Genomic DNA, 22,860 nt, shown 5'->3' with positions numbered 1-22,860 from the left:
CGGAGGGAGCGCGGCCCCGCCTCGCACGATCACGGGAACAAGTGTTCTATTCTGCGAGGAGTGCTACCGAGGAGGCGTCCATGCGCTGGGACCATCCGGTCGAGAAGAACCCGACGCCCGGCAACAGCGCGCTCTTCGCCGCGGACGCGGTGACCACGCGCACGTTCGACGCCCCCGAGTTCCGGGGCGTCACCTTCCACGAGATCCGGGCCCGTTCGATCCTGAACCGGGTGCCCGGGGCCTCGCGGATGCCGTTCGAATGGACGGTGAACCCCTACCGGGGCTGCACCCACGCCTGCGTGTACTGCTTCGCCCGCAAGGCCCACAGCCGTCTGGACCTGGACACCGGCCTCGGGTTCGACTCGCAGATCGTCGTCAAGACCAACGCCGCCGAGCTGCTCCGGCGCGAACTGGGGTCGCGGCACTGGCGGGGGGAGCACGTCGCCATCGGGACGAACGTCGACTGCTACCAGCGGGCGGAGAGCCGGTACCGGCTCATGCCGGGCGTCATCTCCGCCCTGCGCGACCGTGCGAACCCGTTCTCGATCCTCACCAAGGGCACGTTGATCCTGCGGGACCTGGAGCTGCTGCGACGGGCCGCCGAGAGCGCCGAGGTCGGCGTCTCGGTCTCCGTGGGCTTCAGCGACCGGGAGCTGTGGCGCACGCTCGAACCGGGCGCCCCCTCCCCCGATCGCCGGCTGGACGCGGTGCGCGCCCTCACCGACGCCGGTGTCGGCTGCTCGGTCCTGATGGCCCCGGTCATCCCCTTCCTCGGCGACCGCCCGGAGCAGTTGCGCGCCACCGTGGCGGCCGTCGCGGCCGCGGGGGCGACCTCGGTGACCCCGCTGGTGCTGCATCTGCGCCCCGGCGCCCGGGAGTGGTACCTGCACTGGCTGGGGCAGCGCCATCCGCACCTGGTGGAGCGCTACGAGCGGATGTACGGGGACGGGGCGTACGCCCCCACCTGGTACCAGCGCCGGGTCACCCGGCAGGTGCATGAGCTGGCGGACGCGTACGGGATCGGCCCGGCCCACCGCGGCGAGTCCCGCCGCGCCGCTCCGGTCCCGCCCCTCCCGGAGGCCGCCCCGCAGACCGCCCGCACCGGCTGACCCTGCTCCGAGGGCGGCGGGAGAGCCCCGGGGCGGCCGCGGGCCGGACCGGCCGCATGCGCCGATGGCGTGACCGCACGGGCCGAATCGCGCGGAAGGGGCCCTTCCGCCGCGCGAGTCGGGGAGCATGCGGCGGGGACCGGTGATCCGGCGCCGCGTCCCGCCACTCCGGGAGGCCCCATGACGAAACGTGCAGGAATTCTGGTCGCCGTCGGCGCGACCGTCGCCGGTCTGCTGACCGCCGCGCCCGGGCCGGCCGCCGCCACCGCCGCGAGCGCGCCACCCGACCCGCGGCCGAAGTGGACCGACTGCCCCACCGAGAGCTACCCCACGCTCCAGTGCGCGAAGGTGCGCGCCCCGCTGGACCACCGTCGTCCCACGGGCCGTCAGATCACGCTCGCCCTCTCCCGTGTCCCGCACACCGCGAAGACCTTCCAGGGTCCGCTGCTGGTCAACCCGGGCGGCCCGGGCGGCAGCGGTCTGTCGATGGCCGGGTTCGTGGCCTCCTCGCTGCCGAAGAAGGTGGCGGCGCAGTACGACGTGATCGGTTTCGACCCGCGCGGGGTCGGCAAGAGCACCCCGGCGCTGAACTGCGTGCCCGGCCACTTCGACCCGGTGCGCCCGGACACGGTGCCCGCCTCCTACCGCGCGGAGCGGGTCAACCGCGACCGGGCGGAGTCGTTCGCCCGCGCCTGCGGCGAGAAGCACGGCGACGTGCTGCCGTACATGGACACCGTCAGCGCGGCCAAGGACCTGGAGGTGATCCGCCGGGCGCTGGGCTCCCGGCAGATCAACTACTTCGGCTACTCCTACGGCACCTACCTCGGCGCGGTCTACGCCAAGCTGCACCCGGACCGGGTGCGCCGCCTGGTCCTGGACTCGGTCGTCGACCCGGACGACGTCTGGTACGAGGGCAACCTGGGCCAGGACTACGCCTTCGACGTCCGGCACAAGGCGTTCGCCGCCTGGGTGGCGAAGAACGACGCCGCGTACGGCCTGGGCGCCGACCCGGCCCGGGTCGAGGCCGCCTGGTACCGCATGCGGGCGGACGTGGCGCGGAAACCCGCGGGCGGCACGGTCGGCGCGAGCGAGCTGGAGGACACCTTCCTGCCCGGCGGGTACTACAACGGCTACTGGCCCTACCTCGCCGAGGCGTTCGCCGCGTACGCGAAGAACCGGGACGCCGAAGCGCTGGTCGAGGTGTACGAGAACTTCGGCGCGGTCGACGCCGGCGACGACAACGGCTACTCGGTCTACACCGCCGTCCAGTGCCGCGACGCCGGCTGGCCCGAGCACTGGAGCACCTGGCGCAACGACAGCCGGCGCATCCACGAGAAGGCGCCGTTCATGACCTGGAACAACACCTGGTACAACGCGCCGTGCGCGGACTGGCCGGTGCCTCCGCTGCGCCCGATGCCGGTGAACAACCGGCAACTGCCCCCGGCGCTCATCCTCCAGGCCACCGACGACGCGGCGACCCCGTACGGCGGCGCGCTCAGCATGCACCGCAAGCTGAAGGGTTCCCGCCTCGTCGTGGAGGAGGGCGGCGGCAACCACGGCATCACGCTGAGCGGCAACGACTGTCTGGACGCGCACCTGACGGCCTATCTGGCCGACGGCACGGTCCCGCGCGGCCGGGGCGGGGCGGACGCGGTCTGCGCCGCCCTGCCGGAGCCGAAGCCGCTGCCCGCCGAGAAGGCGGCCGCCCAGTCGGTGGACAACAGCGAGGGCAGCCGGCTGCACGGCCTGCTCGGCTTCCGCCGCTGACCCGGCCGACCGCCCCCGCCCCCGGTCGCCTCCCCGGGCGCGGGGGCGGTCCGGTGCGCAGGGGGCGCGAGCGCGTTCCGCCGAGGGGCGCGGGCGCGACGGTCCCGCTCACGCACCCGGCAGCCGGCTGAGCGCCGCCGCGGCCGCCGCGCCGATGCGGGGGTGCGGGAGGGCCGCCGTGAGGACCGGGCGGGCCTGTTCGTCGGCGAGCCGGCCGAGCCCCTCCACGCAGGCGAGGGCGACGCGCCAGTGGGGTTCGCCGGGGGCCAGCAGCCGGCTCAGGGTCTCGACGAGGGCGGGGACCGACTCCGGGGCGCGCAGGTCGGTCAGCAGCCGCACCGGGTGCAGGGCGTAGGCGGTGCGCAGGGCGTTGGTGGCGAGGGCGGCGGCGGCACGCGGGGTACGCGGGTCGCCCAGGAGGTACAGGGCGTGGGCGGCGGAGACGCAGCGTTCGGGGTCGCGGTGGTTGAGCAGGAGCACCAGCGTTTCGAAGGCCCTCCGGTCGCCCCCGCAGCCGAGCCGGAAGGCGGCTATCTCGCGGGCCCACAGGGGTTGGCGCGGCTCCACCAGGACCCGGGCCAGCTCTTCCGGGTCGTCGGCGGCGACGAGCCGGGGGTACGCCGGGGATCCCGCCGCCTCGGGTTCCAGCCGGTCCATGAGTGAACGGAACTCCTCATCCATGACGCTCAGCGTATCGACGGACACGCTCCGTACGGGGCGGGTTCGCGGAGGCGGTGTGGCCCAGGGCACACGAATCCAGGGGTGGCGCGCTCGTTACCCGCCGGTTAATCTCATCTGAGCGGGGCACACTCCCCGCAGGCTCCGGTGGCCTGGTGACGCAGCCACCCGGAGTGCTTGTCGGTTCGGCTCCCTGTGCGACGCGACTCCGGGACAGAGTCCGTCACCCCTCACGGCCGGGCGCGCGCTCTTCGCGCCTCGGCCCCGTGCTCCACGCGACACGCAGCTTCCGTACGCCACGCGCGCCGTGCTCCACGACACGCAGCTCCGTACGCCACGCGCCGCTCCCTCATCGCCGCGCGCGCCGTGCTCCCCCAGTCGTCACTCACCCTGGAGTCCCGTGATGGACACCCCTCTCTCCACCATCGCCGTCGTCGGCCTCGGCACCATGGGCGCCGGCATCGCCGAGGTCCTGGCCCGCGCGGGCCGCGAGGTCATCGGCATCGACATCAGCGAGACGGCCGCACGCGGAGCCGTCGCCTCCCTCGAAGCGTCCACCGCGCGCGCCGTAACCCGCGGGAGGATCACCGAGCAGGAGCGGACCGCCGTGCTCGCCCGGTTCCGTACGTCGGACACCCTCCGGGCCGCCGCCGGCGCCGAACTGGTCATCGAGGTGGTGCCCGAAACGTACGAGATCAAGCAGCAGGTGTTCCGGGAGCTCGACGCGATCGTCTCCCCCACCGCGATCCTGGCCACCGGCACCAACGCCCTCTCCGTGACCCGGCTGGCCGCCGAGTCGCAGCATCCCGAGCGCGTGCTCGGCCTGCACTTCTTCAACCCGGCGCCCGCGATGAAGCTGGTGGAGGTGGTCTCCTCGGTGCTGACCGCGCCGCCCGCCGTCGAGGCCGTCACCGCGCTCGCCCGGGAGCTGGGCAAGGAGCCGGTCGCGGTCGGCGACCGGCCCGGGTTCGTCGCGGACGGGCTGCTCTTCGGCTACCTCAACCAGGCCGCCGCGATGTACGAGGCGAACTACGCCTCCCGGGAGGACATCGACGCGGCGATGAAGCTGGGCTGCGGGCTGCCCATGGGCCCCCTCGCCCTGCTCGACCTGATCGGGATCGACACCGCCCGCACGGTCCTGGAGGCCATGTACGCCGAGTCCCACGACCGGCTGCACGCCCCGGCCCCCGTCCTCGGCCAGCTCAGCAGCGCCGGTCTGACCGGGCGGAAGGCCGGGCGCGGCTTCTACACGTACGACGCGCCGGGCGGCCAGGACGTGGTGCCGGACGCGCTGACCCCGGCGGCCGAGGCGGAGGCGGGCGCGGGGCGCGCGGTGGCGTCGGTGGGCGTCGCGGGCTCCGGCACCATGGCGTCGGGCATCGCGGAGGTCTTCGCGAAGGCCGGGTACGGCGTGGTGCTGGCGGCCCGGAGCCAGGAGAAGGCGGATCTCGCCAAGGGGCGGATCGCGAAGTCGCTGGAGCGGTCGGTGGCCAAGGGGCGGCTGACCGCCGAGGCCCGGGACGAGACGCTGGGCCGGATCACGGCGGCCGGTTCGCTGGACGCGTTCGCGGAGGTCGATCTCGCCGTGGAGGCGGTCGCGGAGGACCTGGAGGTCAAGCGGCAGCTGTTCGCCGCGCTGGACAAGGTCTGCCGGCCGGGCGCAGTGCTCGCCACCACCACCTCCTCGCTGCCGGTCGTCGCCGTCGCGCGGGCCACGGCCCGTCCCGAGGACGTCGTCGGGATGCACTTCTTCAACCCGGCCCCGGCGATGAAGCTGGTCGAGGTGGTCCGTACGGTCCTGACCGCCGACGACGTGCACGCCACGGTCCGCGCGGTCTGCGCGAAGATCCGCAAGCACCCGGTGGACTGCGGGGACCGGGCCGGGTTCATCGTGAACGCGCTGCTGTTCCCGTACCTCAACAACGCGATCAAGATGGTGGAGCAGCACTACGCCTCGCTGGACGACATCGACGCGGCGATGAAGCTGGGCGGCGGGTACCCGATGGGCCCGTTCGAACTGCTCGACGTGGTCGGCCTGGACGTCTCGCTGGCCATCGAGAAGGTGCTGCACCAGGAGTTCCGCGACCCGGGCCTGGCGCCCGCGCCCCTGCTGGAGCACCTGGTCGCGGCGGGCTGCCTCGGTCGCAAGACGGGGCGCGGCTTCCGCGAATATGCCCGTCGCTGAGCCGGGAGCCGGGTGGGGCGGGCTGCTGGGGCCCTCCGGCGGCCCGCCCCCGCAGGCGCGCTCTCCTGCACCGATGGGTTACGTTCATGCCATGTCCCAGCCCGCCAAGTCACCCCGTGCCACCGCCGCGACCGACGCCCCGGAGACCACCGCGGGGACGCGGGCGGCCGTCCAACGGCTCAAGATGCGCCGTGAACTGGCCGCCGCCGCGATGGAGCTCTTCGCCACGAAGGGGTACGAGGCGACCACCGTCGACGAGATCGCGGGCGCCGCGGGCGTCGCCCGCAGGACCTTCTTCCGGCACTTCCGTTCCAAGGAAGAGGCCATCTTCCCGGACCACGACGACACCCTCGTCAGGGCCGAGGCGGTCCTCAACGCCGCCCCCGCGCACGAGCATCCGCTGGACACCGTCTGCCGGGGCATCAAGGAAGTCATGAAGATGTACGCGGCCAAGCCCGCCGTCTCCGTGGCCCGGTACAAACTGACCCGTGAGGTACCGACCCTCCGGGAGGCCGAGATCGCGTCGGTGGCCCGCTACGAGCGGCTGTTCACCCGCTATCTCCTGGGCCACTTCGACGAGCGCGACCACCATGTGGGCAACGACGACCCGCTGCTCGCGGAGGTCGCCGCGTCCGCCGTGGTCACCGCGCACAACCACGTGCTGCGCCGCTGGCTGCGGGCGGGCGGGCAGGGCGATGTGGAGGCGCAGCTCGACCGCGCCTTCGCCATCGTCCGCGACACCTTCGGCACCGGTATCGGGGCGGGCCGCACCGCGGGGAACGAGCCGGAGCGGCCGGCCGCGTCGGTGGCCGCGGACGGCGAGGTGCTCGTGGCGGTGGCGCGGACCGACGCCCCGCTGGACGAGGTCATGAGGACCATCCAGCAGGCGCTCAAGGACCGCTGACCTCGGCCTCCCGCCGCTCGACGGGGGCCACCGCCTCCCAGGGCGGGGGCGCGGAGCCCTCGCTCCAGGCGGCCAGCTCCTCGGGGCCGTAGCAGAGGATGGCGCACTGCTCCGCGTAGTCGAGGGCGGGGTCGGTGAAGCCGCCGGTGGAGACGACGAGCGCGACGTCCGCCGCGTGCACGGCGTAGCAGGTGCCGCCGAAGCGCTGGAGCTCCTGCGAGCCGGCGCGGTTCTCCGGTCCGTAGCGCTTGCACTGGACGACGAGGCGGCGGCCGTCCGGGGTGGTGCCCAGCACATCGGCGCCCAGGTCGCCCGCGCCGCCCACCACTTCGGCGTCGGCGCAGCCGTCGCGGCGGCAGAGTTCGGCGACGGCCTCCTCGAAGGCGTAGGGGTCGAGCCGGGCGTAGTCGACGGGCGGTCCGGCCGGTTCCGGGGGCGCGGGACGGGCCTCGGCGCGGTCCGCCCCGGCGGCGTCCAGCTCCGCGAGGCCCTCTTCGACGATGTCGTAGGCGGTCTCGGTGACGGCCTCCGCGATCCGCCGGGCACGGCGGCGGCGGCGCGGCACCAGGACGGCCGCGGTCAGCAGCGGGAGGAGTACGAGCACGGCGACGACGGGGTGGCGGACGGCACTCTCCCAGGCCGCGCGCAGCGCCAGCCCGCCGCCCGCGACGACCAAGGCGATCAGGGCGAAGCCGAAGGAGGTGCGCCGGAGGTCGAAGGAGCCGCGCCCCCGCCGGTCGCCCCGTCTGCGGCGGCTCGGTATCGCCATCGCTGCCCCACCCCTGCCCTCTCGTCGCTTCAAGATCACTTCCTGTCGGACCGTGTGCCCCGTGCGGCGCTTTCGACGCGCCCGGCGGGGGCGTCCGGCGCGGCGTCGGCCGAAATCCGCTGGTCCGTCGGCCGCCGCCGTGCTGAGGTGCGCGGATGCGACCTACCGAGATCCGTGAACTGTTCGACCGCGAGCTGCGGGAGCACGCCCGTCCGGACGGGCCCGGCGTACGCGTCGAGCGCGCCGGGCCCGTGGTCCGCCAGGTGGGCGGGCCGCACGACTGGAACGGGGTGGTCTGGTCCGAGCCGGGCCTGGACGCGGCGGGGGCCGACGCGGCGATCGCGGCCCAGGTCGCGTACTGGGGAGGGCTCGGCCACGAGGAGTTCGAGTGGAAGCTCTACTCCCACGACGGGCCGGCCGACCTGGGCGAGCGGCTGCGGGCGGCCGGTTTCGAGGCCGAGCCCCCCGAGACCCTGCTCGTCGCCCCCGTCGGGGCGCCGGCCGCGCTGCCGGGGGCGGAGGTGCCCGAGGGGGTCGAGCTGCGCCCGGTGACCGACGCGGCCGGGGTCGATCTGATGGCCCTGGCCCATGAGCGGGCCTTCGGCACGGACGCCGGACGGCTGCGCCACCAGGTGCTGACGCGGCTGGAGCGGGCCCCGGACGAGGTCGTCGCGCTGGTGGCCCTGGCGGGCGGGGAGCCGGTCAGCTCGGCCCGGATGGAGCTGTACCCCGGCACGGGCTTCTGCGGGCTCTGGGGCGGCGGGACGGTTCCCGGGTGGCGGGGCAGGGGCCTCTACCGGGCCCTGATCGCGCACCGGGCGCGAATCGCCGCCGAGCGGGGTTACCGCTTCCTCCAGGTCGACGCGAGCGCCATGTCGGCCCCGATCCTGGCCCGGCTCGGCTTCACGGTGCTCGCCACGACGACGCCGTATGTGTACCGGCCGGGGCGGTGACCGCACGCCGACAGGACAGAACGCCTCGTAACGCCCATCGTGTTGCTCATGCGTGCCTACGAGATGACAAGTGAGAGAAATTGTTGGCACTGGGTGCCTTGTCAGGTGTCACGGAGTGCCATACGTTGAACGTGTCCGGGCGGCCGGCGTGCTGAGACCTCACACGTACGCCGGCTGTCCCCGCAACCACCGTGCTGCGCGCCCGGACGCCTGCGTCACAGGCACCCTTCTGCTCCACCGGGCAAAGCCGAGCTCCACCCGCCGAACCGACGGCAACACCTCCACACAGCACCCCCCTGCCAGCACAGGGGCCCCTCAAGCGTTCCCTCGACGCGCATCATCGGAGGCAACACCGTGAAGGAAATCCTGGACGCGATCCAGTCGCAGGACAGCACCGCCGCGGACTTCGCGGCCCTGTCCCTTCCCGAGTCCTACCGCGCCATCACCGTGCACAAGGACGAGGCGGAGATGTTCGCGGGGCTGGAGTCCCGGGACAAGGACCCCCGCAAGTCGATCCACCTGGACGACGTCCCGGTCCCCGAACTCGGCCCCGGCGAGGCCCTCGTCGCCGTCATGGCCAGTTCGGTGAACTACAACTCCGTCTGGACCTCGATCTTCGAGCCGGTCTCGACCTTCAACTTCCTGGAGCGGTACGGGAAGCTCAGCGAGCTGACCAAGCGCCACGACCTGCCATACCACATCATCGGCTCCGACCTGGCGGGCGTCGTCCTGCGCACCGGCCCCGGCGTGAACGCGTGGAACCCGGGCGACGAGGTCGTCGCGCACTGCCTCTCGGTCGAGCTGGAGTCCTCGGACGGCCACAACGACACGATGCTCGACCCCGAGCAGCGGATCTGGGGGTTCGAGACGAACTTCGGCGGCCTCGCCGAGATCGCGCTCGTCAAGTCCAACCAGCTGATGCCCAAGCCGAAGCACCTCAGCTGGGAGGAGGCCGCCGCCCCCGGCCTGGTCAACTCGACCGCCTACCGCCAGCTCGTCTCGCGCAACGGCGCGGGCATGAAGCAGGGCGACAACGTGCTGATCTGGGGCGCCAGCGGCGGACTCGGCTCCTACGCCACCCAGTTCGCGCTGGCCGGCGGCGCCAACCCGATCTGTGTCGTCTCCAGCCCCGAGAAGGCCGACATCTGCCGCGCCATGGGCGCGGAGGCGGTCATCGACCGCAACGCCGAGGGCTACAGGTTCTGGAAGGACGAGCGCACCCAGGACCCCAAGGAGTGGAAGCGCTTCGGCAAGCGCATCCGCGAGTTCACCGGCGGCGAGGACATCGACATCGTCTTCGAGCACCCGGGCCGCGAGACCTTCGGCGCCTCGGTCTACGTCACCCGCAAGGGCGGCACCATCACCACCTGCGCCTCCACCTCCGGCTACATGCACGAGTACGACAACCGCTACCTGTGGATGTCCCTCAAGCGCATCATCGGCTCCCACTTCGCCAACTACCGCGAGGCGTGGGAGGCCAACCGCCTCATCGCCAAGGGCAAGATCCACCCGACGCTCTCCAAGACGTACGCGCTGGAGGACACCGGCCAGGCGGCGTACGACGTCCACCGCAACCTGCACCAGGGCAAGGTCGGCGTCCTCGCGCTGGCCCCCCGCGAGGGCCTGGGCGTCCGCGACCAGGAAATGCGCGAGCAGCACATCGACGCCATCAACCGCTTCCGCAACGTCTGAGGTTCTGCGATGAACGAGCGCCAGAAGGACCGGCCCTGGCTCATGCGGACGTACGCCGGCCACTCCACCGCCGAGGCGTCCAACGAGCTGTACCGCCGCAACCTCGCCAAGGGCCAGACGGGTCTCTCGGTCGCCTTCGATCTGCCGACGCAGACCGGATACGACCCGGACCACATCCTCGCCCGCGGCGAGGTGGGCCGCGTCGGTGTTCCCGTCTCGCACCTCGGTGACATGCGGCGGCTGTTCCAGGACATCCCCCTGGAGCAGATGAACACCTCGATGACGATCAACGCGACCGCCATGTGGCTGCTGGCGCTCTACCAGGTGGTGGCGGAGGAGCAGGGGGCCGACCCGGCCAAGCTCCAGGGGACCACCCAGAACGACATCGTGAAGGAGTACCTCTCGCGCGGGACGCACGTCTTCCCGCCGGCCCCCTCGCTGCGGCTGACCACGGACATGATCACGTACACGGTCAACCGCATCCCCAAGTGGAACCCGATCAACATCTGCAGCTACCACCTCCAGGAGGCGGGCGCCACCCCCGTCCAGGAGATCGCGTACGCCATGTCGACCGCCGTCGCGGTGCTCGACGCGGTCCGCTCCTCGGGCCAGGTGCCCGAGGAGAAGTTCGGCGACGTGGTCGCCCGCATCTCCTTCTTCGTGAACGCGGGCGTCCGCTTCATCGAGGAGATGTGCAAGATGCGCGCCTTCGGCCGCATCTGGGACCGCGTCACCCGGGAGCGGTACGGCATCACGAACGCCAAGCAGCGCCGCTTCCGCTACGGCGTCCAGGTCAACTCCCTCGGCCTGACCGAGGCACAGCCGGAGAACAACGTCCAGCGCATCGTCCTGGAGATGCTGGCCGTCACCCTCTCCAAGGACGCCCGCGCCCGCGCGGTGCAGCTGCCGGCCTGGAACGAGGCGCTGGGGCTGCCCCGGCCCTGGGACCAGCAGTGGTCGCTCCGCATCCAGCAGGTGCTGGCCCACGAGAGCGATCTGCTGGAGTACGAGGACATCTTCGCCGGTTCCCACGTCATCGAGGCCAAGGTGGAGGCCCTGGTCGAGGAGTCGCTGGCGGAGATGGACCGCATCCAGCAGATGGGCGGCGCGATGGCGGCCGTCGAGTCCGGCTACCTCAAGTCCGAACTGGTCGCCTCGCACGCGGCCCGGCGGGCCCGGATCGAGACCGGCGAGGAGAAGATCGTCGGCGTCAACGTCTACGAGTCCACCGAGCCCAGCCCGCTCACCGCCGATCTCGACGGCGCGATCATGACGGTCGACCCCGAGAACGAGGCCCGGGTCGTCGCCGCGCTGCACGAGTGGCGCGACAACCGCGACGAGGCGCGCGCCTCGGAGGCGCTGGCCGCGCTGAAGAAGGCGGCGGCGGGCACCGAGAACATGATGGAGGCCACCGTCGAGTGCGCCCGCGCGGGCGTCACCACCGGCGAGTGGTCCTGGGCGCTGCGGGACGTCTTCGGCGAGTTCCGCGCCCCCACCGGGGTGTCCTCGGCCCCGGTCGCGGTCACCGCCGAGCCGGGCAGCACCCTCGCCCTGGTCCGCGAGAAGGCCGCCCGGACCGCGGCCGACCTCGGCGTGGGACGGCTGCGCCTGCTGGTGGGCAAGCCCGGCCTGGACGGGCACTCCAACGGGGCCGAGCAGATCGCCGTACGGGCCAGGGACGCCGGGTTCGAGGTGGTCTACCAGGGCATCCGGCTGACCCCCGAGCAGATCACCGACGCGGCGCTCGCCGAGGACGTGCACTGCGTGGGGCTGTCCATCCTGTCCGGCTCGCACGCGGAGCTGGTGCCCGACGTGCTGCGCCGGCTGCGCGAGGCCGGGGCCGCGGACATCCCGGTGATCGCGGGCGGCATCATCCCGCCGGCCGACGCCGCCTCGCTCGTCGAAGCCGGTGTGGCCGCCGTCTTCACCCCGAAGGACTTCGGCATCACCGAGATCATCGGCCGTATCGTCGACGAGATCCGGAAAGCGAACAAGCTCGACCCTCTGGAGGTCCCCGCATGACCACGCCCGCCCACCCGTCGCCCGCCACCGCCCCGGCAGGGAGCGGCTCCGCCGCGCACTCCCCGGTCAACCGGCTGCGCCCGCGCCGTTCGTGTCTGGCCGTGCCGGGCTCCAACCCGCGCTTCCTGGAGAAGGCCCAGGGGCTCCCGGCCGACCAGGTCTTCCTGGACCTGGAGGACGCCTGCGCCCCGCTCGCCAAGGAGGGCGCGCGCCACCACATCGTGGACGCGCTCAACAACGGCGACTGGAGCGGCAAGACCCGGGTCGTGCGGGTCAACGACTGGACCACGCACTGGACGTACCGGGACGTCGTCACGGTCGTCGAGGGCGCGGGGCCGAACCTCGACTGCATCATGCTGCCGAAGGTCCAGGACGCCCAGCAGGTCGTGGCGCTGGACCTGCTGCTGACCCAGATCGAGAAGACGATGGGCTTCGAGGTCGGGAAGATCGGCATCGAGGCGCAGATCGAGAACGCCAAGGGCCTGGTGAACATCGACGACATCGCCGCGGCCTCGCCCCGGCTGGAGACGCTGATCTTCGGCCCGGCCGACTTCATGGCCTCCATCAACATGAAGACCCTGGTCGTCGGCCAGCAGCCGCCCGGTTACCCGGCGGACGCCTACCACTACATCCTGATGCGCATCCTGATGGCCGCCCGCGCCCACGACCTCCAGGCGATCGACGGCCCGTTCCTCCAGATCCGCGACGTGGACGCCTACCGCGAGGTGGCGGGCCGTGCCGCCGCCCTCGGTTTCGACGGCAAGTGGGTGCTGCACCCCGGCCAGGTCGACGCGGCCAACGAGGTGTTCTCGCCCTCGCAGGAGGACTACGACCACGCCGAGCTGATCCTCGACGCCTACGACTGGTGCACCTCCGAGGAGGGCGGCAAGAAGGGCTCCGCGATGCTCGGCGACGAGATGATCGACGAGGCCAGCCGCAAGATGGCCCTGGTCATCGCGGGCAAGGGCCGGGCCGCCGGAATGCAGCGCACGTCCAAGTTCGAAGCCCCGGAGGCCTGATCATGCAGTTCGGACGCACGTATGAGGAGTTCGAGGTCGGGGCGGTCTACAAGCACTGGCCCGGAAAGACGGTCACGGAGTACGACGACCACCTCTTCTGCCTGCTGACCATGAACCACCACCCGTTGCACATGGACAGCAATTACGCGGAGAAGACGACCGATTTCGGGAAGAACGTCGTCGTCGGCAACTACGTCTATTCGCTGCTGCTCGGCATGTCGGTGCCGGACGTCTCCGGAAAGGCCATCGCCAACCTGGAGGTCGAATCGCTGAAGCACATCGCGCCGACCTTCCACGGCGACACGATCTACGGCGAGACGACCGTGCTGGACAAGACGCCGTCGAAGTCGAAGAGCGACCGCGGGATCGTGTACGTGGAGACCCGCGGCTACAAGCAGGACGGCACCGTGGTCTGCGTCTTCCGGCGCAAGGTGATGGTCCCCACCGAGACGTACATCAAGGAGCGGGGCGGCGAGCAGCCCGGCCGCCCCACGCCGTCCAACTAACCGTGCGCGGCCGTGCGGCCGTCCGCGTGAAGCCACAGGAGAAGCAGCCATGACGCGACTCGCCCAGACCGCCGGTCTGAACGACGTACAGCGGGAGATCCTCGCCACGGTCCGGGATTTCGTCGACAAGGAGATCATTCCGGTCGCGACCCGGCTGGAGCACCGGGACGAGTACCCCACGGAGATCGTGGAGGGACTGAAGGAGCTCGGCCTGTTCGGGCTGATGATCCCCGAGGAGTACGGGGGCCTGGGCGAGTCGCTGCTCACCTACGCGCTGTGCGTGGAGGAGATCGCACGCGGCTGGATGAGCGTGTCGGGCATCATCAACACGCACTTCATCGTGGCCTACATGCTCAAGCAGCACGGCACCCAGGAGCAGAAGGACGCCTTCCTGCCGCGGATGGCGCTGGGCGAGGTGCGCGGGGCCTTCTCGATGTCCGAGCCGGCGCTCGGCTCGGACGTCTCGGCGATCTCGTCGAAGGGGGTGAGGGACGGCGACGAGTACGTTCTCAACGGCCAGAAGATGTGGCTGACCAACGGCGGCACCTCGACGCTGGTGGCCGTACTGGCCCGGAGTGACGAAGGCCACCCCGAGGGGACCGCGCCGCACAAGTCGATGACGACCTTCCTGGTGGAGAAGGAGGCCGGCTTCGGAGAGGTCCGGCCCGGCCTGACCATTCCCGGGAAGATCGACAAGATGGGCTACAAGGGGGTCGACACGACCGAGCTCATCATGGACGACCTGCGCATTCCGGCCAATCGTGTTCTCGGCGGCACGACGGGCCGGGGTTTTTACCAGATGATGGACGGCGTCGAGGTCGGCCGGGTGAATGTCGCGGCACGTGGCTGCGGTGTCGCACAGCGTGCATTCGAACTGGGCGTTTCGTACGCGCAGCAGCGCCACACCTTCGGCAAGCCGATCGCCCAGCACCAGGCGATCCAGTTCAAACTGGCCGAAATGGCCACCAAGGTCGAAGCCGCCCATGCCATGATGGTGAATGCGGCCCGCAAAAAGGACTCCGGGGAACGTAACGACCTGGAGGCAGGGATGGCGAAGTACCTCGCCTCCGAGTACTGCAAGGAAGTCGTCGAGGACGCCTTCCGCATCCACGGCGGTTACGGCTTCTCCAAGGAGTACGAGATCGAGCGCCTCTACCGCGAGGCGCCGATGCTGCTGATCGGTGAAGGTACCGCCGAGATCCAGAAAATGATCATTGGCCGGCGCCTCTTGGAGGAGTACCGATTCCAGGGCTGATTGTCCGTTCTGGGGTGATTTGGTGGCGAAGAACATCACACCGGGTCACCCTCGACGGGCGGCGTTCGACAGTCCGACTCGGCTGCTGGCTTGCCCAGTTGCGCCCGGCAACCGATAGCATCTTCGGAAAGCCGCCGTCCCCCGTTGCCAGCGCGGCATCATCCGCTACGAAGGTCATCCATGCCCGACAGCACTTCCTCCGCATCCCGCGGCGGGGTCCGCATCGCCCGCGGAGCATCTCCGTGGCTCCTGCCGACCGTCGCCACCGCAGCCCTCAGCCTGGCCCGCGCCCGCACGTCGGGGCGCTGGGCGGCTGCGGCTGTGCCCACCACCGCGCTCGCGGCGGGCATGCTGTGGTTCTTCCGTGACCCCGAGCGCGAGATCTCCGAGGGCCGGGTCATCTCCCCGGCCGACGGCGTGGTGCAGAGCATCATGCCGTGGAAGGACGGGCGCACCCGCGTCGCGATCTTCATGAGCCCGCTCAACGTCCACGTCAACCGCGCCCCGCTCGCGGGCACCGTGACGTCGGTCGAGCACATCCCGGGCGGGTTCGTTCCGGCGTTCAACAAGGAGAGCGAGAACAACGAGCGGGTCGTCTGGCACTTCGACACCGAGCTGGGCGACATCGAGATGGTGCAGATCGCCGGAGCGGTCGCCCGTCGGATCGTGCCGTACCTCCCCCAGGGCACGAAGGTGGAGCAGGGCGAGCGCATCGGCCTGATCCGCTTCGGCTCGCGCGTGGACATCTATCTCCCGGAGGGGATCGATGTCGCGGTCGAGGTCGGCCAGGCCACCACCGCGGGGGTGACTCGAATTGACCGTGATTGATCCTGATACCAAGGCCGGCTGGGTGCCGGAGGCCGACGAGGAGAACGACGCCGACGGCACGGAGGACATGCCGCTGTCGATGCGGCTGTCGATAGCGGACACGCTCACGCTCGGTAACGCGACGTGCGGTTTCATGGCGGTGTACTTCACCACCACCGGCATCCTGATCCCGCACCTCACGGGCAGCGACGAGACGGGCATGGCCCGGCACTCGGCCGCCACCGCGGTGATCCTCATGCTGATGGCCGCGATCTTCGACCTGTTCGACGGGCTCGTGGCGCGCAAGCTGCGCTCCTCCCCGATGGGCGCCGAGCTGGACAACCTCTCGGACCTCATCAGCTTCGGGCTCGCGCCGGCCTACTTCGTGCTCGTGTACGGCATGGTCGCCGACGACGCCCACCAGAGGGTGTCGGCGCTGGCGGCGATCGTGGTGCTGCTGGCGGTGGTGCTCAGGCTGGCCAGATTCTCCTGCGTGACGTTGAAGGACGGCATGTTCCAGGGGATGCCGAGCCCCTTCGGAGCGCTGACGGTCGTCTCGATCGTGCTCTTGGAGCTGCCCTTCGTCCCGACGCTGCTCGCGATCGTCGGGGTGGCGTGGCTGATGGTGAGCCGGGTGGAGTACCCCAAGCCGCGGGGCATCCTCGCGGTGGCGATGCTCAGCTGGATCGTGGGCGCGATGGGGCTGCTGGCCGCGTGGGCGTTCGACGCGCCGGGCGGGCAGCTGCTGCTCCAGACGGGCTGCGCGCTCCAGGTGGTGCTCGGCGCGGTGATCCCGCTCTTCGCCACCGCGCGGCGGGTGAACACGTTCCGTGACAACCGGCGCGAGGCGCGGGCGGCTCAGCTCCCGTAGCGGCGGACACGCGAAGAACGACAGGGCGAGGGCCCGGATGCTCCCCGGCATCCGGGCCCTCGCGCGTTCCCGGTCCACGGGCGCCCCGGGGCGTCCCGCGTTCTCCGGCGCCGTGGTCAGGAGGCGTCCCGGGGCTCCAGGGCCCAGATCAGCTCGGTGCGGAGGGGGCCGTTCCGGTCCAGGAAGGCGCCGTGGGCGGGGGCGAGGCCGGCGAGCTGGGAGGCGTGGCACAGGACGGCCTCGCGCTTGGCCGCCCACTGCTCGTCGGTGAGCGTCAGCTCGTGGCGGACGGTGAGCCGGTGGGTGCGGTTCAGCCGCTGGTAGGCGGTCCCCCACTTCTCGCTCGCGGCCAGGGCGGCGCTCGCCCCGGGGGCGCCCCACCCCGGCAGGTGTCCGGTGTAGGGCAGGTCGGCGTAGACCAGGGGCTGGGGCGCCCCGGCCTCGGCAAGGACCCGCTGGGCGCGCAGCCGTACCGCCTCGTGGTCCGGCTGGTTGGTGGCGAGCGGTACGAGGACCAGGGCGTCGGGGGCCAGTGAGCGCAGCAGGGGGTCGAGCCCGGTCGGTTCGTCGCCCTCGCGGACGTACGGGCCGTCGGGGTGGCCGACGAGGACCTGCTCGGCCCCGAGGAGCGCGCAGGAGCGGGCGTCCTCGGACCGGCGGGCCTCGTACGCCTCCCGGGCGGAGCTGAAGCCGCAGAGGGCGTCCCACCCGGAGACCGGCAGGCCGTCGGCGGGCGGGCCGCCGTGGACGGTGACCACGGCGAGCGGGCCGGGGAGGGTGGGCAGCAGCCCGGCGAGGGAGAGGGCGGCGTCGTCGAAGTGCGGCGAGACGACGACGGTGCGCCAGGGCGGGGGTACGGCGGGGGGCACGGGTCCTCCGGAGGGGTGCGGGCGGCTGGTGTGCGGGCTTCGGTGGGCGGCGCCGGGCGGTGGCGTCCGGGGCGGCGGTCGGCCGGGAGCGGGCGGCGGCGTCAGGGGCGGCGGCCGGCCCCGGAGGCTCGGGGGACGTCCAGGGGGGCCAGGGCGGCGTCCCAGGCGGCGTCGTCGCCCTCCCAGCGCCCCGGGCTGAGGGGGACCGTGCCCCACAGGACGCCGGGCGGGAGGGCGGCGGCGTCCGGCGGGGGCGTCCGGCGCAGCCACAGCAGATCGAAGGCGTGGTCCGGGTAGCGGGCGCGCAGCAGGGCGTGCAGGGCGGTCAGCTCCGGGGCGCCGCTCTCGTCGAACGCGTCCTGGTGGACGTACAGGACCCGGGAGCGGGAGGCGGTGAGGGCGCGCCAGCGGGTGGCGAGGTGGCTGAACTTGGCCCGGACCGCGTCGAACTGCTCGGCGATGACGGCCGGGGTCAGCGGAGCGCCGTCCGGGGCTCGGAAGTCGTGGAAGAAGCGGATGTTCGAGCCCCGGTCCCTTACGCAGGCGCCGTCGCTGAAGGGTTCGCACAGGCCGGGGCGGAGGACGTTGGCGAAGTCGGCCGCGATGGTCTCCCGTACGGCGGCGAGGTCGAGGTCGAGCCAGTCGAAGAAGTGGGCCCGTTCGGCGCCGGTGACGCGGCGGAGCTGGTGGGTCGACTCGCAGTGGTAGCCGAGGCCGACGCAGACGTCGTACATCGCGTACCCGGTCAGGCGGCGGTGCGCCGCAGCAGGACGCCGATGGAGCCGCGTTTGCCCAGGTAGGCGCGGCCGCCGCAGACGGTTTCCAGCGCCGGGGCGACGAGCGGGGTCTCGTCGGCCTTCTCCCAGTGCGGGGTCCGCTCCAGCCAGGGGGCCAGCCCTGCGGCGAGCGCCTCGGGTTCCAGGGCGACGAAGACCAGGCCGGCGGGGAGGCGGTCGAGCAGGTCGAGGTCCTGGCCGTAGTAGAGCATCTCGATCAGGAGGTAGGCCGCACCGGGGAGGGGGCGGGCGGCCAGCTCCTCCAGGGACTCCGGGTGGACGTGCGCCGTCTCCCCCGCGCGGGCGGTGAGCCGGCGGCGGAAGGCCGCGTTGGGTTCGGTCGCGTGGACGGTGAACCCCTTGTCCACGAGCCGGGCGGTGAGCGCTCCCTCGCAGGCGCCGACCTCGACCAGGGGGCCGCTGCCGGGCGGGCAGTGCCCGGCGATCCAGGCGACGGTGGTGTCCAGCCGCTCCGCCTCGTAGGCGGAGGTGGCGAACTCCCAGGGGTCGTCCACCGCGGCGGCGTCATCGTCGAGGCTGGCCAGGAGTGCGAACAGCCGCTCGCGCTCCTCGGGTCCGGCCGCGAAGAAGCGCTCGGTGGCGTGGACCCGGCCGGTGCGGACGACGTGCTCCTCCGAGGCGGTGCGGAGCAGGTGCCCGCAGTGCCGGTTGACGAAGGCGAGTTTGGCGGCTGCCTCGGTGCGGTCCAGGGGCCGGTCCAGGTCGCTGAGGAACTGGAGGTACGGGGAGTGGCCGACGGCGTGCAGCACGGGGCGGCCCCCGGCGGCGTCGGCGGCGTCCCTGCCGAGGCGGCCGCGGCTGCGCCGGGTGTCGGCGGGCGAGTGGGTCCAGAGGCGGGCGGCCCCTCCCCCGTCCGATGCCTCGACGAGCGCTGCCAGGGCCTCGGTCCCCGGCGACGCGGCGTGCTCGTCGACCGGGCGGACCAGCGGGGCCAGGGCGTCGAGGCGGTCGGCGAGCGGCCGGCCGGCGGGGAGCACCAGGCGCTCGCCGGTGTCGCCGCACAGGACGTGGACCTCGTGCTCCTCCCCGCCGAGCACGGAGAGGAAGTCCAGGGCGGCGTCCTCGGCCCTGAGTACCGCCACGATATCGATCACGGAAGGATCCCCTCAGCAGAACGCAACAGGACTCGGCAGCGGACGGGCGGAGTTCGGTCCTGGGCGGGCCGGCTCCGGCCGTACGTGGGCGAAAGCGGGCGGACCCGGTCCCGAAGGCCTGGAGTCCGGAACGAGCTAACCACCACCGCCCCAGGTGGTCCAGACCAATTTTCCGCCGATCACGAGGGCCCGCCGGGGCGGCCGGACGGCGGCGGAGCCCCGCCGCCGCCGCTCCGGAACCGGCTACTCGCCCGTACCCCGCAGTCGAGTTCCGGCCACTGCCGTTCCCCTTCGGCTCCGGCTCCTACCATCCCGCGCGCCGGGCCGCCAGAGGTGGAGCCCCGTGGTCGGCTGAGCCGTTCCGCGTCCGGGATGAGTAGCGGATTCCCGTCACCGGGGCGCGATCCGCTTCTAGGATCGCGTCGCAACCGACGCCCGGACCACGACGGACGGAGCGCGGGCTTGTGGGACCAGGGGGGTCCGATGATGAGGCTGATGCTGGTGGGGCCACGCGTGGTGGCGGTCGCGGCGGCGGGGGTGCTGCTGGCCGGCTGCGGCGGGTCGGCGGCCGAGGACGAGGACGGGCCCGGTCCGCAGCCGAGCGGATCGGCGGAGCAGGGCGGCCCGGTGACCGGCGGGGGGAAGACCGGGGCGGCGGGGAAGCCCGATCCGCAGCGGTCCACGCTGCCGGGAGCGCTGCCCGGCGCCTACGACTTCACGCCGGACCCGGCACGGATCCCGAAGAACGCGGCCCAGGCGCGGAAGCTGACCCGCGGCGCCGCGCTCGGGGAGGACGACTGGACGGCGGGGATGGTGCGCCACACCCCGTACGAGAGCGGCGGCAGCCGGCCCGTGCTCTCGGACTCGTGCGTCTGGACCCGGTCCGCGCTGCCCCCGGGGATCCTGGACAGCTTCACGCGCCGGCTCGACATCCCGGCGGGGGACGGCAAGGGCCGGGTGCAGGGAGCGGTGACCGTGACCGTGCACCGGACCGAGGCGGGGGCCGAACGGGAGATCGAGGACACCGTCCAGGAGAGCTTCCGCTGCCCGCGGCAGGAGCTGGGCGGCGGGCAGCGCCTCAGCGGGCTGATGTCCCTGCGGTTCGACCAGAAGGACGTGCGCAACGCGGACGCCTCGCTGTTCGAGGCGGGGAAGTACACCGGGCCCGAGTCGGGCGGGGTCCAGGACTACGTGTGGTCGAAGTCCCGGATCGGCCCGGTGACGACGGCCGTGTCGGTCAAGGGCGCGAAGGGCTACCGGAACAGCGACCTGCTGCGGATCGCCGCCGAGGGCGGCGCCAAGGTGCTCTACCGCGTCGAGCTGGAGCTGAAGTGAGCGCGGACCGGAACGAGAGGCACTGATCCCTGATGGAACCGCTCCGTCCCACCGACCCGGCCCGGATCGCCGGGTACCGCGTCCTCGGCCGCCTCGGCGCCGGGGGCATGGGCGTGGTGCTGCTGGGCCGTTCGCCCGGCGGCGCGCTGGTGGCGATCAAGCTGATCCGGGCGGAGTACGCCGACGACACCGCCTTCCGGGCCCGGTTCCGGCGGGAGGTGGCCATCGCCCGGCAGGTCCGCAACCGGTGGGCGGTGCCGGTGGTGGACGCCGACACCGAGGCCCCGGCCCCGTGGCTGGCCACCGAGTTCGTGCCGGGGCCCGCCCTGAGCGAGGCGGTGTCCGGCGGGGGCCCGCTGCCGGAACGCGGGGTGCGGGCGCTCGGCTCGATGCTCGCGGAGGCGTTGGAGGCCGTCCACGCGGCGGGGCTGGTGCACCGGGACGTGAAGCCGGGCAACGTGCTGCTGGGCCTGGACGGGCCCCGGCTGATCGACTTCGGGATCGCGCGGGCGCTGGACGACACCGTCCTCACCGCCACGGACGTGATCGTCGGCTCCCCCGGCTTCCTCTCCCCCGAGCAGGCGCAGGGGAGGCGGATCGGCCCGGCGAGCGACGTCTTCTCGCTGGGCTGCGTCCTGGTGTACGCGGCGACCGGGGGGCGGCCGTTCGGCACCGGGCCGGTGGAGGCGATGCTGTTCCGCACCGTGCACGACACGGCGGAGCTGAGCGCGCTGCCGCCCGGTCTCCTCCCGGTCGTCGAGGCGTGCCTGGCCAAGGACCCCGAGGACCGTCCGGCGGCGGGCCGGGTCCGGGCCGCGTTCGCCGAGGACACGGCGGGCGGCGGCTGGCTGCCCGGTCCGGTCACCCATCTGATCGCGGAGCGTTCGGCGCGGCTGCTCGCCCTGCCCGGCATCGACGCGACCAGCCTCGACGCCCGGTCCGGCGACGCCCCGGACACCGCCCCGGGGACCGGCGCCGGGAGCACCACGTCCGTCCCGGCCCCGGTCGGCCGCCGCCGCTTCCTCGCGTACGTCACCGGAGGTGCGGCCCTCGCGGCGGCCGGGGGGACCGCGGCCTGGCTGGCCTCCTCCGGCGGCGACGAGGCCCGCGGCGGCGGGGAGGGAAAGGCGGCCCGCCCCGAACTGCACATCGGGCTCCAGGCCGATCTGAGCGGCCCCTCGGCGGCGGTCGGCAGGGGCCAGGAGCGGGCGGCGCGGCTCGCCGTGGCGGAGCACAACGCCCGGCGGGACGCCCCTTTCACGCTGCGGCTGACGGCGGTCGACGACGGGGGCGAGGAGGAGCGGGCGACGGCGGCGGTGCGCCGGTTGGCCGAGGACCCGCTGCTGGTGGCGGCCATCGGCGCCACCGGAACCGACGCGGCCCGCGAGGCGCTGGTCGCCTACGACGAGGCGGCCCTGCCGCTGCTCAGCGTGGTCGACGGGGACATCCGGCACCTGAACCGGATCTTCCTGTGCGCCCGGCCGCGCAACGACATGCAGATGCTGCCGGTGGCCGAGTACCTCGGGGCGTACGGGATCGACAGGGTCGCGCTGGTGGACGACGGCACCGAGTACGGCCGGCAGACCACCCGCTTCCTCGACGCGGGGCTGCGCGGCAACGGCCGCACGGTGTTGGCGGAGACCGTACGCGAGGGCGCCCGCGACCTGGACGCGGAGGCGGGGCGGATCGCCGCGAAGCGGCCGGGGGCGGTGGTGTACGGCGGCGGGTGGCGGGACGCGGGGCGGTTCGCCAGGGCCCTGAACAAGGCCGGCCACCTCGGACCGAAGATCGCCACGCAGGCCGCCCACGATCCGCGGTTCCTCGCGGAGGCGGGCGAGGACGCGGCGGGGTGGCTGCTCGTCTCGACCGCCGCCGACCCCGCCTCCGTCCCCTCCGTACACGCCTTCACCGCCGCCTACCGCGAGCGCTACGACGGCGCGCCCCCGCTGTTCGCGGCCGAGGCGTACGACGCGGTCGGGCTGATCGCCTCCTGCGCCGAGCGGCTGGGCCGGGAGAAGCCGACCCGTCAGGACCTGCTGCCGGCGCTGCGGACGACCTCGTACAAGGGGGTGTCCAAGAGCTACGCCTTCGAGCCCGCCAACGGGATGTACACGGGGACCGGGGTGTTCCTCTACCGCGTGGAGCGGGGGCGCTTCCGGTACATCGGGATGGACGGCCGGGAGGTTTGAGCACAGGGGGGCGTACGGACCGGGCCGTCCGTACGCCCC

Annotated in this window: 19 protein-coding genes; 14 read left to right on the top strand and 5 right to left on the bottom strand. The window is 72.8% G+C overall.

Annotation, left to right across the window (positions count from 1 at the left end; genetic code table 11):
* Window positions 1–80: 80 nt before the first annotated feature.
* Both ACH4K1_RS26390 and ACH4K1_RS26385 read left to right on the top strand, forming a co-directional pair.
* Window positions 81–1,109, top strand: a complete 1,029-nt coding sequence (locus ACH4K1_RS26390; RefSeq protein WP_398092028.1) for an Rv2578c family radical SAM protein — start codon at window positions 81–83, stop codon at window positions 1,107–1,109.
* Window positions 1,110–1,289: 180 nt separating this feature from the next.
* A complete protein-coding gene (locus ACH4K1_RS26385) occupies window positions 1,290–2,876 on the top strand; it encodes an alpha/beta hydrolase (RefSeq protein WP_398092027.1) in 1,587 nt (528 codons plus the stop codon).
* A 108-nt stretch (window positions 2,877–2,984) separates the two neighbouring features.
* On the opposite strand, the gene ACH4K1_RS26380 is transcribed toward ACH4K1_RS26385, so the two are convergent.
* Window positions 2,985–3,557 carry an adenylosuccinate lyase gene (locus tag ACH4K1_RS26380; protein WP_398092026.1) on the bottom strand — a complete coding sequence of 191 codons (573 nt, stop codon included), beginning with the start codon at window positions 3,555–3,557 and terminating at the stop codon, window positions 2,985–2,987.
* Window positions 3,558–3,957: 400 nt separating this feature from the next.
* On the opposite strand from ACH4K1_RS26380, the gene ACH4K1_RS26375 reads away from it, so the two are divergent.
* Together ACH4K1_RS26375 and ACH4K1_RS26370 are read left to right on the top strand one after the other, a co-directional pair.
* Window positions 3,958–5,739 carry a 3-hydroxyacyl-CoA dehydrogenase family protein gene (locus ACH4K1_RS26375; protein ID WP_398092025.1) on the top strand — a complete coding sequence of 594 codons (1,782 nt, stop codon included), beginning with the start codon at window positions 3,958–3,960 and terminating at the stop codon, window positions 5,737–5,739.
* A 91-nt stretch (window positions 5,740–5,830) separates the two neighbouring features.
* A complete protein-coding gene (locus tag ACH4K1_RS26370; protein ID WP_228989143.1) occupies window positions 5,831–6,643 on the top strand; it encodes a TetR family transcriptional regulator in 813 nt (270 codons plus the stop codon).
* Here the strand turns inward: ACH4K1_RS26370 and ACH4K1_RS26365 are convergent.
* On the bottom strand, window positions 6,630–7,412 hold the full coding sequence (locus tag ACH4K1_RS26365) for a restriction endonuclease (RefSeq protein ID WP_398092023.1): 783 nt from the start codon (window positions 7,410–7,412) through the stop codon (window positions 6,630–6,632). The genes ACH4K1_RS26370 and ACH4K1_RS26365 overlap by 14 nt on opposite strands.
* 155 nt (window positions 7,413–7,567) lie before the next feature.
* On the opposite strand from ACH4K1_RS26365, the gene ACH4K1_RS26360 reads away from it, so the two are divergent.
* The 8 genes from ACH4K1_RS26360 (at window position 7,568) to pssA (ending at window position 16,537) form a co-directional block, all read left to right on the top strand.
* Complete coding sequence (locus tag ACH4K1_RS26360; protein ID WP_398092022.1) at window positions 7,568–8,365, top strand: GNAT family N-acetyltransferase; 798 nt, start codon at window positions 7,568–7,570, stop codon at window positions 8,363–8,365.
* A 354-nt stretch (window positions 8,366–8,719) separates the two neighbouring features.
* Window positions 8,720–10,057, top strand: a complete 1,338-nt coding sequence (gene ccrA / locus ACH4K1_RS26355) for a crotonyl-CoA carboxylase/reductase (RefSeq protein ID WP_398092021.1) — start codon at window positions 8,720–8,722, stop codon at window positions 10,055–10,057.
* A 9-nt stretch (window positions 10,058–10,066) separates the two neighbouring features.
* Window positions 10,067–12,079 (top strand): protein meaA, encoded by a 2,013-nt coding sequence (locus tag ACH4K1_RS26350; protein WP_398092020.1) that lies wholly within the window; start codon window positions 10,067–10,069, stop codon window positions 12,077–12,079.
* A complete protein-coding gene (locus ACH4K1_RS26345; RefSeq protein WP_398092019.1) occupies window positions 12,076–13,098 on the top strand; it encodes an HpcH/HpaI aldolase/citrate lyase family protein in 1,023 nt (340 codons plus the stop codon). Before ACH4K1_RS26350 ends, ACH4K1_RS26345 begins: the two co-directional genes overlap by 4 nt.
* Before the next feature lie 2 nt (window positions 13,099–13,100).
* Window positions 13,101–13,604, top strand: a complete 504-nt coding sequence (locus ACH4K1_RS26340) for a MaoC family dehydratase (RefSeq protein ID WP_398092018.1) — start codon at window positions 13,101–13,103, stop codon at window positions 13,602–13,604.
* A gap of 49 nt (window positions 13,605–13,653) precedes the next feature.
* On the top strand, window positions 13,654–14,859 hold the full coding sequence (locus ACH4K1_RS26335; RefSeq protein WP_398092017.1) for an acyl-CoA dehydrogenase family protein: 1,206 nt from the start codon (window positions 13,654–13,656) through the stop codon (window positions 14,857–14,859).
* Window positions 14,860–15,039: 180 nt separating this feature from the next.
* A complete protein-coding gene (locus ACH4K1_RS26330; RefSeq protein WP_073770033.1) occupies window positions 15,040–15,687 on the top strand; it encodes a phosphatidylserine decarboxylase in 648 nt (215 codons plus the stop codon).
* Window positions 15,688–15,709: 22 nt separating this feature from the next.
* Window positions 15,710–16,537 carry a CDP-diacylglycerol--serine O-phosphatidyltransferase gene (gene pssA / locus ACH4K1_RS26325; RefSeq protein ID WP_199876467.1) on the top strand — a complete coding sequence of 276 codons (828 nt, stop codon included), beginning with the start codon at window positions 15,710–15,712 and terminating at the stop codon, window positions 16,535–16,537.
* A gap of 116 nt (window positions 16,538–16,653) precedes the next feature.
* Here the strand turns inward: pssA and ACH4K1_RS26320 are convergent, their stop codons facing one another.
* The 3 genes from ACH4K1_RS26320 to ACH4K1_RS26310 all read right to left on the bottom strand — a co-directional run bounded on the left by ACH4K1_RS26320 (window position 16,654) and on the right by ACH4K1_RS26310 (window position 19,297).
* Window positions 16,654–17,406, bottom strand: a complete 753-nt coding sequence (locus tag ACH4K1_RS26320) for a PIG-L deacetylase family protein (RefSeq protein ID WP_398092016.1) — start codon at window positions 17,404–17,406, stop codon at window positions 16,654–16,656.
* Window positions 17,407–17,507: 101 nt separating this feature from the next.
* Window positions 17,508–18,140 (bottom strand): papain-like cysteine peptidase, encoded by a 633-nt coding sequence (locus tag ACH4K1_RS26315; protein ID WP_398092015.1) that lies wholly within the window; start codon window positions 18,138–18,140, stop codon window positions 17,508–17,510.
* 11 nt (window positions 18,141–18,151) lie between these two features.
* Window positions 18,152–19,297, bottom strand: coding sequence for a hypothetical protein (locus ACH4K1_RS26310; RefSeq protein ID WP_398092014.1), 1,146 nt, complete (start codon window positions 19,295–19,297; stop codon window positions 18,152–18,154).
* Window positions 19,298–19,783: 486 nt separating this feature from the next.
* Between ACH4K1_RS26310 and ACH4K1_RS26305 the strand changes: the two genes are divergently transcribed.
* Window positions 19,784–20,632 (top strand): hypothetical protein, encoded by an 849-nt coding sequence (locus ACH4K1_RS26305; protein ID WP_398092114.1) that lies wholly within the window; start codon window positions 19,784–19,786, stop codon window positions 20,630–20,632.
* A 32-nt stretch (window positions 20,633–20,664) separates the two neighbouring features.
* Window positions 20,665–22,821: a bifunctional serine/threonine-protein kinase/ABC transporter substrate-binding protein gene (locus tag ACH4K1_RS26300; protein WP_398092013.1), complete on the top strand. Its 2,157-nt coding sequence runs from the start codon at window positions 20,665–20,667 to the stop codon at window positions 22,819–22,821.
* Window positions 22,822–22,860 lie beyond the last annotated feature (39 nt).

The sequence above is a fragment of the Streptomyces sp. NPDC017448 genome (assembly GCF_044330565.1).
Lineage (GTDB): Bacteria > Actinomycetota > Actinomycetes > Streptomycetales > Streptomycetaceae > Streptomyces.
Note: the sequence above shows the minus strand (reverse complement) of the source record. Positions and strands in the feature narration are given on the sequence as shown.

What these genes read in the sequence shown, in the direction of transcription:
- ACH4K1_RS26390 (WP_398092028.1), top strand. Translation starts at nt 81, where the DNA reads ATGCGCTGGGACCATCCGGTCGAGAAGAACCCGACGCCCGGCAACAGC.
- ACH4K1_RS26385 (WP_398092027.1), top strand. Translation starts at nt 1,290, where the DNA reads ATGACGAAACGTGCAGGAATTCTGGTCGCCGTCGGCGCGACCGTCGCC.
- ACH4K1_RS26380 (WP_398092026.1), bottom strand. Translation starts at nt 3,557, where the DNA reads ATGGATGAGGAGTTCCGTTCACTCATGGACCGGCTGGAACCCGAGGCG.
- ACH4K1_RS26375 (WP_398092025.1), top strand. Translation starts at nt 3,958, where the DNA reads ATGGACACCCCTCTCTCCACCATCGCCGTCGTCGGCCTCGGCACCATG.
- ACH4K1_RS26370 (WP_228989143.1), top strand. Translation starts at nt 5,831, where the DNA reads ATGTCCCAGCCCGCCAAGTCACCCCGTGCCACCGCCGCGACCGACGCC.
- ACH4K1_RS26365 (WP_398092023.1), bottom strand. Translation starts at nt 7,412, where the DNA reads ATGGCGATACCGAGCCGCCGCAGACGGGGCGACCGGCGGGGGCGCGGC.
- ACH4K1_RS26360 (WP_398092022.1), top strand. Translation starts at nt 7,568, where the DNA reads ATGCGACCTACCGAGATCCGTGAACTGTTCGACCGCGAGCTGCGGGAG.
- ACH4K1_RS26350 (WP_398092020.1), top strand. Translation starts at nt 10,067, where the DNA reads ATGAACGAGCGCCAGAAGGACCGGCCCTGGCTCATGCGGACGTACGCC.
- ACH4K1_RS26345 (WP_398092019.1), top strand. Translation starts at nt 12,076, where the DNA reads ATGACCACGCCCGCCCACCCGTCGCCCGCCACCGCCCCGGCAGGGAGC.
- ACH4K1_RS26340 (WP_398092018.1), top strand. Translation starts at nt 13,101, where the DNA reads ATGCAGTTCGGACGCACGTATGAGGAGTTCGAGGTCGGGGCGGTCTAC.
- ACH4K1_RS26335 (WP_398092017.1), top strand. Translation starts at nt 13,654, where the DNA reads ATGACGCGACTCGCCCAGACCGCCGGTCTGAACGACGTACAGCGGGAG.
- ACH4K1_RS26330 (WP_073770033.1), top strand. Translation starts at nt 15,040, where the DNA reads ATGCCCGACAGCACTTCCTCCGCATCCCGCGGCGGGGTCCGCATCGCC.
- ACH4K1_RS26315 (WP_398092015.1), bottom strand. Translation starts at nt 18,140, where the DNA reads ATGTACGACGTCTGCGTCGGCCTCGGCTACCACTGCGAGTCGACCCAC.
- ACH4K1_RS26305 (WP_398092114.1), top strand. Translation starts at nt 19,784, where the DNA reads ATGAGGCTGATGCTGGTGGGGCCACGCGTGGTGGCGGTCGCGGCGGCG.
- ACH4K1_RS26300 (WP_398092013.1), top strand. Translation starts at nt 20,665, where the DNA reads ATGGAACCGCTCCGTCCCACCGACCCGGCCCGGATCGCCGGGTACCGC.